Here is a 12,435-nt window from a genome sequence, read left to right as displayed (position 1 = left end):
TTAAAGTTTAGAAATTGGCGGGAACTTGTCGAAAGTGATAGTTTTTAAAACCACACCGTCTTAATTTTCGTTGAAAATTAATCCAACTCTCCAAAGAAGGGGAATTTTAAGGTAAAATATATTTCGCATCCACAAAATCCGTAAGCCAAACATTGTTTTCAGATAAATAAAACTGAATTCCGTCTTTGAACATTTCTTTTGTTTTGATGGTTAAAATGACAGGTTTTCCGTGGCGCATTCCTACTTTGGTAGCCGTCTCTTTGTCCTGACTTAGATGAACGTGTTGTCTGTTTCTTTTTTCAATACCTTTTTCTAAGATTGAATTTATATTGGCTTGAGCTGTTCCGTGAAACAAAAATTCCGGTGGCTGTTGTGGCTTCAAAGCTAAGTCAATCGCTATTGAATGCCCTTGATTGGCTCTAATTTTAGTTTTATCATCATTAAAAATAAAGCGTTTTTTGTCGTTGGTTTGAACTATTTCATCTAATTCTTCAAACGAAAAACCTTGAGAATCGTTGGTAGATTTTTCTATTAATTCTTCCACATTTGCCCATCCGTTTTCGTCTAAATTCAAACCAATCAATTCAGGATGATGCCGAAGAACGTAGCTTAGAAATTTGCTTGTTTTTTTCTTTTGAGTATCGTTCATATTTTTTGTAACACGTTATTGTAAAAAAGAAGATAGTCCTGAAGTAACTCCTCAAAAACTTTCAGATCTGCATGACTTAATCTTGCTAAAATAGCTTTTTGCTGAAAAGAATATTCATAATAATTGTTATCATCTCTTCCTGATTTGTCTTTAAGCATAAAATATTTGTCAATCGATTCATTTGTAAAATTATAAGATAATAACTGAATTCTTTTTTTCAAGCTATAATATGAATCTCTGCCGGTATTTAAATTAATTCCCTCTTCAATTTTTTTAATCTTTATTATATTTTCTGCCGTTGTATGGCAGTTATTTATTTTTCTCCACAATAAATCATCAATAATTCCTTCTCCGAATTCGCCACGAGTAGTGAGACCATAATATTGACTATAAGAATTTATTTCATCTAAAAACTTCTGGTTTGTTTTACCATGAAAAAAAAAGTTTCTCAGATACATTCCCATTCCAAAATGATTTAAGGACGAATCTAGTTTCTTGGCAATCGATTCATTTTTAATATAATCAAGTTCATCAGAGTTCAAATCTTCATTTATCAAAAAATCTACAGCTTCCTGAATTGTTTCTATATAAGCTGTCTTTTCTTTTTTCCTTTCTAAAATTTTAGTTGATTCTTTAATTTCATTTTTAATTTTTTCAAATTTTTCTTCTGAATCTGAAATCTGATTAGAGTCATATGCAAACGTTTCGTCTTCCAAGTCATTGAAATAATCATCGTAAGAAATGATATTTCGGTTATTAGTGTTCAGAAATTCTTCTAACCGCACTTTAAGAAAATTACCTTGATGTAGTATATAATATTGTAAATTATCATCTACATCATCAATATTTTCTGTAAGTAGATCGATGATTTTAATTCTGTCAAAAAGTTGATTAAAGATTGGTAAATTTTCAGGGGAGATAAAAAAATGATCGTTGTTTTCGATTTCTTTATCTATGATGTTGTCTTCAGAAATTTCGCAAGATAGCAGAAAAACTAAATCCTTCTCAATATTCTGCTCCGTTTTGGTGTTTAAGTAAAAACAGAGAGAAAAATTGGGCGAAAATTCTTTAAAATTCTTTTCTCCCAATTCTAGTATTTCTTGTACAGAAACAAATTTGTATACATTCATATCATTTCTTTATAATAACTAAATTCTAAACCAAATCTACAAGTTTATCATTTGGTAAGTGTAAATTAACACTCTTAAACAGCAGGCTTTTATCGTTAGTTTACTCTATTTCTTCCACATTTGCCCATCCGTTTTCGTCTAAATGTAACCCAATCAATTCAGGATGATGCCGAAGAACGTAGCTTAGAAATTTGCTCGTTTTTTTCTTTTGAGTATCGTTCATGGTTTGTTTTTTTAATTTTAAATTCTCCTTTTCTTAAGCTAATTGTATTAATTTTTCATATAAAAGCTTCATCCCTTCTGTTGCGGTTTCCTTCATCACCACAGCTCTTTGTCCGTATCCAAAACCAGTTTCATTGGGGTTGATTACGACAAGAAGGCAATCGTCTTTAATGTCGTGAAGCAATCCTGCAGCAGGATAGACTTGCAGGGAAGTTCCTATCACTAAGAAAATATCTGCTTCGCGAGCCAATTTTGTAGCTTCGTTCATCAAAGGAACTTCTTCTCCAAACCAAACGATGAAAGGTCTTAATTGAGCTCCATCTTCCGCTTTATCGCCGATATTGATGTCGTCTTTTTGTTCGTAAATTAAATTTTTATTGTTGCAAGAACACGACTTGAACAACTCGCCATGCAAATGAATGATGTTTGAGGAGCCCGCTCTTTCATGCAAATCATCAATATTTTGAGTGATAATTTGTACATCGAAATATTTTTCGAGGTCAGCAATTAATTTATGAGCATTATTGGGTTCAACTTCATGAAGCTGTCTTCTTCTTTGATTATAAAATTCGAGCACAAGAGCACGGTCTTTTCGCCATCCTTCCGGACTTGCCACATCGGTAATGTTATGATTTTCCCAAAGACCATCACCGTCTCTGAACGTTTTGATACCGCTTTCTGCACTAATTCCTGCGCCAGTTAATAAGACTAATTTTTTCATTGTGTTATTTTGTTTTCTTTTTTAGTGTTGCTTTTCTAAATTTTCAAGTGAATTTCACCTCTTTTATAAATGATTATTTTGTTTTAAAATATGTAAAAAATCTCTTTTAGGAATCATTCTCGCTCCTAAACTTTCCAAATGCGGTGTGTGCGATTGACAATCGATAACTTCCAATTGATTTTTATGACTTTCCACAAAGTTGATAAAACCTGCTTTTGAAGCATTGCTCACTTTGCTAAACATACTTTCACCACAAAAAACTTTCCCAATTTGAAGCCCATAAAAACCGCCAACCAATTCTTCATCTTGCCAAACTTCAAAACTTTTCGCCAAACCATATCGATGAAGTTCTAAAAATGCTTTAATTAATTCTTCTGAAAGCCAAGTTCCGTCTTGGTCTTTTCTGTTAATCTGCTGACAACTTCTAATAACCGCCTCAAAACATTGGTTTTCGGTAAACTGAAATACTTTTCTATCTAAAATTTTCTTCATCGACTTCGAAATTTTAACTTCTTCAGGAAAAAGAACAAAGCGAGGATCGGGACACCACCAAAGAATTTCTTCGTCTGGATTAAACCAAGGGAAAATTCCGTTTTGGTAGGCAAACCAAATTCTTTGTGTAGAAAGATCGCCTCCAAAAGCGATAATACCTTCATGCCCATCATACAATTCTGGGTCTGGAAAGGATATTTCATTAGGATCTAAACGTACCATATGCAAAAAAAATCCTACTTTATCAAGAAAGCAGGATTGTATATTTAAGTTTTTAATGTCTATTTTTAGAAAGGAAGATCATCGTCTTCTTCTTCAAAAGGATTTGCATTAGAAGCTGCCGGAGCTGCTGCATGACTTGGAGCTGCCTGAGTAGGCTCTGCACCATTGTCAAAAACTTTTTCAATTCTCCATCCTGTAATAGAGTTGAAATATTTTGTTTCGCCTTGAGGAGATACCCATTCTCTACCTCTAATATTGATTCCTACTTTTACATTTTCTCCTTCAGTTACATTTTCTAGTAAACTGATTTTATCTTGTAAAAATTCTATGTTGATCGGCTGCGGATACTGCTCCTGCGTTAAAATCACCATTTCTCTTTTCTGAAAACCGCTTGCAAAAGACTGAACCTCAGAGATTTTCTTTACCGTTCCTTGTAATTCCATATCTTAAATGTTAAGGATGTAAAAGTAGTAAAATGAAATGTAAAAAGGAAGAGAGAAATAAAATTTTAAAAAAAATGAAAAAAAAGTTTAAAAATACTTGCAGTTATAAATATTTGCCCTATATTTGCACTCACAAAAACGAAAGAAGTTCTTTAAAATAAACAAATAAAAACTGCGGATGTGGTGTAATTGGTAGCCACGCCAGACTTAGGATCTGGTGCCGTGAGGCGTGGGGGTTCGAGTCCCTTCATCCGCACAGTTTGCGAAAATAGCTCAGCTGGTAGAGCACAACCTTGCCAAGGTTGGGGTCGCGGGTTCGAATCCCGTTTTTCGCTCCACCTCGCCCTGGTGGTGGAACTGGTAGACACGCAGGACTTAAAATCCTGTGTCCGCAAGGACGTACGGGTTCAAGTCCCGTCTGGGGTACATAGAACGGCTGTTAATCTTATGATTTTCAGCCGTTTTTGTTTTTATATGTTTTGAGTTTTTCATTAAAAATTTACTCTTTTATTTCAAAAAACAATTCTCAGTCTTTCTTTTGGGGATTTTATGGTAAGCTTGCCTTGTAAATTTCAACATTTTCTTCATCAAAACAAACGAAAATCACTTTTTCGATAATATCTGATTTAAAATTTTGTACTTCTTCAATTGCAATTTTTGCGGCGAGTTCTTTAGGAAATCTATAAACTCCTGTACTAATATTAGGAAAACTAATCGTTTTCACGCCCAAACTTTCTGCTAGTTGTAAAGAATTTTGATAGCAATTTGCTAATAATTGACTGCTTTTTTGCTCGTTTCCGTTCCAGATGGGTCCAACCGTATGAATCACATATTTTGCTGAAAGATTTCCTGCAGAAGTTACTACTGCTTCACCGGTTTTACATTTCCCTTGTCTATTTCTAATTTCATTACACTCTTCCAAAATTATAGCTCCACCTGCGCGATGAATTGCTCCATCAACACCGCCTCCTCCCAATAATGAAGAATTGGCAGCATTTACAACCGCATCAACTTCTATTTTGGTGATGTCTCCTTTTATTAATTCAATGTCTGGTTTCATTTAATCTCAATTTTAAATTCAAATTTTCATCTTCAAAAAGTAAAGGTTTTTCTTCTGGAAGAATTAATTTATCTAAATCATTATTTAACACAAATTGATGTTGCTCACTCACAAACTTTGAAATATCTTCAATTAAAATGATATCTTCTTTAGCAAAAGATTTAATAAACTCGTTTCGTAATCCAATTTGAATTGCTCTTCGTTCTAATTTTGCTCCAAAAGGATCGTGATCCGGATCCCATTGTAACCTTACAGAAGACTCTTTTACTTCCTTTTGCCACAAATCCCTCAAAATTCCCAACCTTTCATTATAAGTTGAATAAACAGCGTTGTTTAGATATTTTATAAAAGCTTCAAGCTTTAAATGAATCGCTAAAACATATTCCTGTCCTTCCTTTGTTCCCCAACCGTTTCGGTACATCATCCAAAGAAAATTTGGCTTTATCCAAGTCATTCTTTCCAGACTGAATGCACCACCAAAATACTGGTTTTTAATCGCAAATTCGCCAATTTCTTTTCGATACGACTGATAAACAATGATTTTTTCATCATCATATTGAGCCATGATGTGATGCCCTTTTTCAGGCCAATCTTGTAGTTGTTCTTTATAGTTTTTTAATTTGATTTTTATAGCTTTAACTTGTAATTATTCGTTTCCGTAGCTCCTCTCTCACTTCCATTAAAGCAAATCCTAAAAGATTTTCACCATTCCAAAAAAGAGGATTATTTATGTTTTTATCCGATTCCAACATTCCGATTCCCCAGATTTTGTCGTACGGACTTGCCTCTACCAATATTTTGTTATGGGTTGAAAGTAGAAAATTCTTAAACTCTTCATTTTGAGAAAATTTTAAAAAATTAGCGTGTTTTACAATTTCATATTTTTGTTCGTCCCAAATTTGAGTATCAAAATTGCTCACTTTTCTCCCTAAACTTTTGGCTTCGTTCGGCGTTTCAGCTTTTAAAATCTTTGCTAAAATAGTTTCATCATTAAACAATTTAGCTTTTGAAGCCATCATAAAATGTTCTGCAGTCTTGTAAGTGATTTCTTGCTCTGTAAATTCCAAAGGAAACCATTGACTAAAACAAGCTTTTGTGATTTCATTCTTTACGGTGTGTCCCCAAAAAAATAAAAAATCCAACTCTTCTTGTTGTTGAAATCTTTCAATTGTATTTTCTAAAGTAAATTTCATTATTGCGTTATTTTTACACAAATTTAAATAAATAAAATTTTAATAGCCAAATTTATTTGCGTCAATTTTACACTAAAACCTATAATTATTTGATTTTCAAAACAAAAATATTTATCGAGAAATTTATCCAGTTGAAAAATCGCCACGAATGAACTAATAACTTTGTTAAATATTTCTTATTTTACAGGTTATCAATGTGGTTTTAGAGATAAAAAATTAGTGATATAAGTGTTTAAGAAACTATTTAATCTCAAAATAAAATCCTTCTTCTTCCAGTTCCTTGTATTTTTCTTTATTAAAAGTAAAGAGTTTTCCAGGTCTTCCGCTGCCTTCTTTTTTTACTGTATTGGTGTCGTTGAGTAAACCATAACTCATTATTTTTTTTCGGAAATTACGGCGGTCTATTTCTTTTCCTACAATGGTTTTATACAGATTTTCAAGGTCTGAAAAAGCAAATTCTTCATTCAATAAATTGAACCCAATCGGTTGATATTGGATTTTCGTGCGAAGTCTTTTCAACGCAATATCAATAATCGTTTGATGGTCGAACGCCAACTTTGGAAGCTGATTGATACTGAACCATTGCGCATCATCTGCATCAGAATCTGCAAAAAGCTCATGATAAGAAGGATTCACAAGCCCCAAATAAGACACAGAAACCACTCTATTTCGAGGGTCACGACCCACATTACCAAAAGTATAAAGTTGTTCCAAAAAATCGGGTTTAATGCCTGCTTCTTCGTGAAGTTCACGTTTTACGGCATCATCAAGATTTTCATCGTCCAAAACCAAACCTCCGGGAAGCGCCCAACCTCCTTTGTAAGGTTCTACATTTCTTTGAATTAAAAGAATTTGAAGGTCTTTCTTATCAAAATACCCGAAAATAACGGCGTCTACGGCAACTTTTATGTCTTGTAATTTATTTGGAGAAGTCATTTTTATTTGCGTTGTGAATACACAAAATTATTATTTTAATTCTTAATTTTAAAGAAAAATTGCGATGAAGTTTTTATTGTTCTCTTTAATTTCACTTGTTTTATTTTCTTGCAACAAGGAAAAAACGTTTGCAGATGATATTGTGTTAAGCTTTCAGAAGGATGAAAAACTGACCATACAGAAACTTAATGAAGACGGAAACGAACAGGGAACAAATTTGCTTTATAAAGGCTACGATTCCGGTATAGTTGTGGTAAAATATTTTGAAAATATGATGCCCGAACCTTTACCACCGCCAAGTATCAATGAAAACGAAAAGAAATTATCTGAAAGAATAAATGCTTTTAGAGATTCTTTAAATCATATTAAAAGTCCATATTTTAGAAATGAAGAAATTGAAATTTTAGAAACTAAAGAAAATTTATATGATTCTTTATCGAATAAAAATATTTCGATTATTGTAAAAGAAAATGACACAATCCCTCTCTACAAAAGAGATTATGGAACAAAGGAGATAAAAAAATATAAAGCCTTCCCAGTTTTCATTAAAAATATTTCGACCAAAACATTAAAAATACCTATTGAAGCAAAAAGCGTTGCACTTTATGTTTTAAATAATAAGCATTTCCAATATGTAAGAAACAATAACTATTATACTTGTATTACAGGATTACCCACAAATCTTTATTTTGAATTAAAACCTCAAGAAATATTAATCTATTCTTTTCCTCATCTTGAAAAAGGTCAAAAAAGAAAAGCCAAAATTTCTTTTTTTAAAGCAAAGTCAAAAGAATTCGAGATTTCAATTGCTGATAAAATTATCAAAAAGCAGAGAGCAACCAAATATTTACCCTAAAAAAATCCGCAGAAAAAATTCTGCGGATTACTATTTAAAACCATCAAAATGGTTAATCATTCAGCTTCAAAACAGCCATGAACGCTGATTGTGGTACTTCTACTCTACCAATCTGTTTCATTTTCTTTTTACCTTCTTTCTGCTTTTCCAAAAGTTTACGTTTTCTGGAAATATCACCTCCGTAACATTTTGCGGTAACGTCTTTTCTTAACGCTTTAATGGTTTCTCTAGCGATAACTTTCGTTCCTAAAGCTGCCTGAACAGCAATATCAAACTGCTGTCTCGGAATTAGCTCACGAAGTTTTTCACACATTTTTTTACCAATATGATACGCGTTAGAATCGTGAATCAAAGAAGACAATGCATCTACCATATCACCATTAATCAAGATATCCATCTTCACCAATTTCGATGCTCTGAAACCGATTGGATGATAATCGAACGATGCGTAACCTTTAGAAATAGACTTCAATCTGTCGTAGAAGTCGAAAACAACTTCCGCCAAAGGCATATTGAAAACCAATTCTACCCTTTCCGACGTTAAATAACTTTGGTTAACGATTTCACCTCTTTTTTCGATACAAAGCGTCATTACCGCACCCACGAAATCAGATTTTGTAATGATAGAAGCTTTAATGAAAGGCTCTTCAACTCTATCCATAATGGTAGGATCCATCATTTCAGAAGGGTTGTTAATCAAAATTGGAACTTCGGGTTCTCTTTTAGAATATCCAAAATAAGACACGTTCGGAACGGTAGTAATTACGTTCATGTTGAACTCTCTATCCAATCTTTCCTGTACGATTTCCATGTGAAGCATTCCCAAGAATCCGCATCGGAAACCGAAACCTAGAGCTGCAGAACTTTCCGGTTCGAAAACCAAAGAAGCATCATTCAATCTTAGTTTTTCTAATGAGAATCTTAGCTCTTCAAAATCCTCAGAATCAATAGGATAAATACCCGCAAAAACCATTGGTTTTACTTCCTCGAAACCTTCAATAGGTCCAGAAGCAGGATTTTCAAAAGTTGTAATCGTATCTCCAACTTTTACTTCTCTTGCATCTTTAATCCCAGAAATTAAATATCCTACATCCCCACAAGAAATCGTTTTCTTTGGAACTTGCTTCAATTTCAGCGTTCCAACTTCATCGGCTCCATATTCTTTTCCTGTCGCGAAGAATTTTACTTTTTCGTTTTTAGAAATACTTCCGTTTACGACTTTAAAATAAGCTTCAATTCCTCTAAATGGGTTGTAAACAGAGTCGAAAATCAAAGCTTGAAGCGGCGCATCTGGGTCACCAACCGGAGCTGGAATTCTTTCCACAATTTGCTCCAATAAGTGATGAACACCTTCTCCTGTTTTTCCTGAAACTCTCAAAACATCTTCATAATCACAACCAATCAGATTCATGATTTCGTCGGTTACTTCTTCAGGATTTGCAGACGGAAGGTCTATTTTATTCAAAATTGGAATAATCGTTAAATCATTTTCCAACGCCAAGTACAAATTACTAATCGTTTGTGCCTGAATACTTTGCGCAGCATCTACAATAAGAAGCGCACCTTCACAAGCTGCGATAGAACGAGAAACTTCGTAAGAAAAATCTACGTGTCCCGGTGTATCGATAAGGTTCAAAATAAATTTTTCCCCTTTGTATTCATAATCCATTTGGATGGCGTGAGATTTAATGGTAATCCCTCTTTCTTTCTCCAAATCCATATCATCAAGCGTCTGAGACTGTAATTCTCTTTGGGTAACCGTGTTGGTATATTCCAAAAGACGATCCGCCAAAGTACTTTTACCGTGGTCAATATGGGCGATTATGCAAAAATTTCGTATGTTTTTCATTTAAGAACTATGTAATTTGCAAAGATAAAAAAAAGCCCGAGAAAACGGAATTCTTAATTTTAGCGAACTGAAAATTAATCTACTGCTTCAAACCTTTCCTTTTTTTGTAGCTGTATCCCGCTTTCACTACTCGCTTTTTTGCTCATCCGCCTTTGCCTTTACTTGCAAAAAGAGCTCAGACAGACCGTTCAATCGGGGCTATGAAATGGGAACACAAAATACAAATACCGAATTTTGCTTCGCAAATGAATGGTCAATATCTTTAATAACCTTTTGACAAACGCTTGTTCTCAATTAAATTCTCTAACTTTCCCTTTCAAAATTAGGAATCAAAAATTATCATGAAAAAATTGCTTTTCATTCTTTTCGCCACGGCTTTTACTCAATTCCAATCACAATGGATTGATAAAGCGCCTCAAAATCCTGAAGAATTTGTAAATCCTTTAATTGGTTCGCTTTCAAAACCCTCGCTTTCAAACGGAAATACATATCCCGCAGTTGCCGTTCCTCACGGAATGAATCTCTGGACTCCACAAACCGGAAAAAACGGAAACGGATGGCAATACACTTACGACGCCGATAAAATTAGAGGCATCAAACAAACACATCAACCTTCCCCTTGGATGAACGATTACGGAATGTTTTCCATAATGCCCATCACAGGGAAAATGCGTTTTAATGAAGAGGAAAGAGCGAGCTGGTTTTCTCATAAATCTGAAGTTTCAAAACCGTATTATTACAGCGTTTATTTAGCAGACCATAATGTAACGGCAGAACTTACCCCAACAGAAAGAGCGGCTCAATTTCGTTTAACCTATCCAGAATCTGAACAATCTTGGTTTGTAATTGATGCTTTTGACAAAGGTTCACACATTAAAATCATACCTTCAGAAAATAAAATCGTGGGATATTCTACGAGATATTCGAGAGGGAAATTAACCGATTTTAAAAATTACTTTGTTATTTATTCAGACAAACCTTTTACACAATTTTCTACGTGGAAAGATAAAGACTTCGTAAAAGATGCTTTAGATATTACCGGAGACCATTGCGGTGCAGTTGTTGGTTTTTCAACAAAAAAAGGTGAAAAAGTACATTTAAGAGTCGCTTCATCTTTCATTAGTTTACAACAAGCAGAGCTCAATTTACAAAGAGAATTAGGAAAAGATAACTTCACCGAAACTTTTAGTAAAGCAAAAAACTCTTGGAACGAAAAATTAAAACGAGTAGAAGTTGCCGGTGGAACGATTGACCAAATGAGAACTTTTTACTCTTGTTTGTACAGAATGCTTTGCTTCCCTCATAAAATGTACGAAGTAGACAAAACAGGAAAAGTAATTCATTACAGCCCTTACTCAGGGAAAACTGAAGAAGGTTATCGTTTTGCAGGAACTGGTTTTTGGGATACTTTTAGAGCGCTCTACCCTTTTCTGAACCTCGTTTACCAAGACATTAATGTAGAAATGCAAAAAGGGCTTGTGAACGATTATAAAGAAGGAGGTTGGCTCCCGGAATGGTCTAGCCCGTCCTATTCTGATATTATGATTGGAAACAATTCTGCTTCGGTAGTTGCAGATGCTTACATCAAAGGTTTAAGGGGTTATGATATCGAAACTTTATACCAAGCTTTGCTTCATGGCGCAAATAATGAAGGCCCACAAGCAACCGGAAGACTAGGAATTGAATATTATAAAAAATTAGGCTACGTACCTTACGATGTAAAAATTAACGAAAATGCTGCCCGAACTTTAGAATATGCGTATGACGATTTTGCCATCGCACAACTCGGGAAAACTCTCGGGAAACCAGAATCTGAATGGAAAGAATATTACAGACGTTCACAGAATTTCTTAAAAGTAATTGACCCTGAAACCAAATTGGCAAGAGGCAGAAACCAAGATGGTAACTTCCAAACACCTTTTAATCCTTTTAAATGGGGAGATGCTTTTACAGAGGGAAATTCTTGGCATTACACATGGTCTGTTTTTCAAGACATTAATGGTTTGGCGAAAGCAATGGGTGGCAAAAAAGAATTTTCTAAAAAGCTGGATCAGGTTTTTGAATTGCCTCCAATGTATGACAACTCATATTATGGTTCTACCATTCACGAAATTCAGGAAATGGTGAATGCGAATATGGGGCAATATGCCCACGGAAACCAACCTGCACAACATATTATTTACCTTTACAATTACTCTGGTGAACCTTGGAAAACACAATATTGGGTTCGTGAAACCATGAATCGTTTATACCAACCAACACCCGATGGATATTGTGGCGATGAAGATAACGGACAAACTTCGGCGTGGTATATTTTCTCGGCGCTTGGTTTTTATCCTGTAACTCCGGCAACAGACCAATATGTTTTGGGAGCACCTTTGTTTAAAAACGCAAGAATTCATTTAGAAAACGGGAAAACCATCGAAATAAAAGCAGAAAACAACAACGAAGAAAACCGATATGTAAATTCTCTAAAATTGAACGGTAAAAAATACAGCAAAAACTGGCTCAGTCATTCTGAATTAATGAAAGGCGCCATTTTAAATTTCGACATGACTTCTGAACCCAATAAACAACGAGGAAGCGACGAAAAAGATTATCCATATTCGTATTCTACGGAGAACAAATAAAAAAGAGAGACCCGAAAGTCTCTCTTTTTAGT

13 protein-coding genes and 3 tRNA genes are annotated in these 12,435 nt (G+C 34.2%); 5 read left to right on the top strand and 11 right to left on the bottom strand.

All coding sequences use genetic code 11. The annotated features are described in order from the left end of the window. Window positions 1–106: 106 nt before the first annotated feature. The 6 genes from AC2A1D_RS10995 to AC2A1D_RS10970 form a co-directional block, all read right to left on the bottom strand. A complete protein-coding gene (locus tag AC2A1D_RS10995; protein ID WP_484043685.1) occupies window positions 107–649 on the bottom strand; it encodes an RNA 2'-phosphotransferase in 543 nt (180 codons plus the stop codon). Next, a complete protein-coding gene (locus AC2A1D_RS10990) occupies window positions 646–1,779 on the bottom strand; it encodes a hypothetical protein (protein WP_484043684.1) in 1,134 nt (377 codons plus the stop codon). Before AC2A1D_RS10990 ends, AC2A1D_RS10995 begins: the two co-directional genes overlap by 4 nt. 100 nt (window positions 1,780–1,879) lie before the next feature. Beyond that, a complete protein-coding gene (locus tag AC2A1D_RS10985) occupies window positions 1,880–2,002 on the bottom strand; it encodes an RNA 2'-phosphotransferase (RefSeq protein ID WP_484043683.1) in 123 nt (40 codons plus the stop codon). Between the two features lie 33 nt (window positions 2,003–2,035). Further along, window positions 2,036–2,722, bottom strand: coding sequence for an SIR2 family NAD-dependent protein deacylase (locus AC2A1D_RS10980; protein ID WP_484043682.1), 687 nt, complete (start codon window positions 2,720–2,722; stop codon window positions 2,036–2,038). A gap of 63 nt (window positions 2,723–2,785) precedes the next feature. Further along, window positions 2,786–3,436 carry a leucyl/phenylalanyl-tRNA--protein transferase gene (gene aat, locus AC2A1D_RS10975; RefSeq protein ID WP_484043681.1) on the bottom strand — a complete coding sequence of 217 codons (651 nt, stop codon included), beginning with the start codon at window positions 3,434–3,436 and terminating at the stop codon, window positions 2,786–2,788. 65 nt (window positions 3,437–3,501) lie between these two features. Further along, window positions 3,502–3,879, bottom strand: coding sequence for a DUF3127 domain-containing protein (locus AC2A1D_RS10970; RefSeq protein WP_484043680.1), 378 nt, complete (start codon window positions 3,877–3,879; stop codon window positions 3,502–3,504). A 174-nt stretch (window positions 3,880–4,053) separates the two neighbouring features. Between AC2A1D_RS10970 and AC2A1D_RS10965 the strand changes: the two genes are divergently transcribed. The 3 genes from AC2A1D_RS10965 (at window position 4,054) to AC2A1D_RS10955 (ending at window position 4,305) form a co-directional block, all read left to right on the top strand. Continuing rightward, window positions 4,054–4,135 (top strand) — tRNA-Leu (locus AC2A1D_RS10965). A gap of 6 nt (window positions 4,136–4,141) precedes the next feature. After that, window positions 4,142–4,217, top strand: a tRNA-Gly gene (locus AC2A1D_RS10960). A 4-nt stretch (window positions 4,218–4,221) separates the two neighbouring features. After that, window positions 4,222–4,305, top strand: a tRNA-Leu gene (locus AC2A1D_RS10955). Window positions 4,306–4,426: 121 nt separating this feature from the next. Here AC2A1D_RS10955 and AC2A1D_RS10950 read toward each other — a convergent pair. The 4 genes from AC2A1D_RS10950 to AC2A1D_RS10935 form a co-directional block, all read right to left on the bottom strand. Continuing rightward, entirely contained in the window at window positions 4,427–4,939 is a 513-nt protein-coding gene (locus tag AC2A1D_RS10950; RefSeq protein WP_484043679.1) for an O-acetyl-ADP-ribose deacetylase, read from the bottom strand. Beyond that, the gene (locus AC2A1D_RS10945; protein WP_484043678.1) at window positions 4,923–5,504 is read right to left on the bottom strand and encodes a DUF4291 domain-containing protein; all 582 of its coding nucleotides are present in this window, start codon (window positions 5,502–5,504) and stop codon (window positions 4,923–4,925) included. The genes AC2A1D_RS10950 and AC2A1D_RS10945 overlap by 17 nt, the downstream gene beginning before the upstream one ends. Window positions 5,505–5,574: 70 nt before the next feature. Further along, window positions 5,575–6,132, bottom strand: coding sequence for an NADAR family protein (locus tag AC2A1D_RS10940; protein WP_484043677.1), 558 nt, complete (start codon window positions 6,130–6,132; stop codon window positions 5,575–5,577). Window positions 6,133–6,372: 240 nt separating this feature from the next. Then, the gene (locus AC2A1D_RS10935) at window positions 6,373–7,068 is read right to left on the bottom strand and encodes an NUDIX hydrolase (protein ID WP_484043676.1); all 696 of its coding nucleotides are present in this window, start codon (window positions 7,066–7,068) and stop codon (window positions 6,373–6,375) included. Window positions 7,069–7,132: 64 nt separating this feature from the next. On the opposite strand from AC2A1D_RS10935, the gene AC2A1D_RS10930 reads away from it, so the two are divergent. After that, complete coding sequence (locus AC2A1D_RS10930; RefSeq protein ID WP_484043675.1) at window positions 7,133–7,924, top strand: hypothetical protein; 792 nt, start codon at window positions 7,133–7,135, stop codon at window positions 7,922–7,924. Between the two features lie 52 nt (window positions 7,925–7,976). On the opposite strand, the gene lepA is transcribed toward AC2A1D_RS10930, so the two are convergent. Further along, window positions 7,977–9,773 (bottom strand): translation elongation factor 4, encoded by a 1,797-nt coding sequence (gene lepA, locus AC2A1D_RS10925; RefSeq protein WP_484043674.1) that lies wholly within the window; start codon window positions 9,771–9,773, stop codon window positions 7,977–7,979. A 341-nt stretch (window positions 9,774–10,114) separates the two neighbouring features. Here lepA and AC2A1D_RS10920 point away from each other — a divergent pair, with 341 nt between their 5' ends. After that, window positions 10,115–12,403 carry a GH92 family glycosyl hydrolase gene (locus tag AC2A1D_RS10920; protein ID WP_484043673.1) on the top strand — a complete coding sequence of 763 codons (2,289 nt, stop codon included), beginning with the start codon at window positions 10,115–10,117 and terminating at the stop codon, window positions 12,401–12,403. Window positions 12,404–12,435 lie beyond the last annotated feature (32 nt).

Source organism: Chryseobacterium sp. HNCC26DJ239 (genome assembly GCF_057180445.1).
This window is presented reverse-complemented; position numbering and strand designations above follow the sequence as displayed.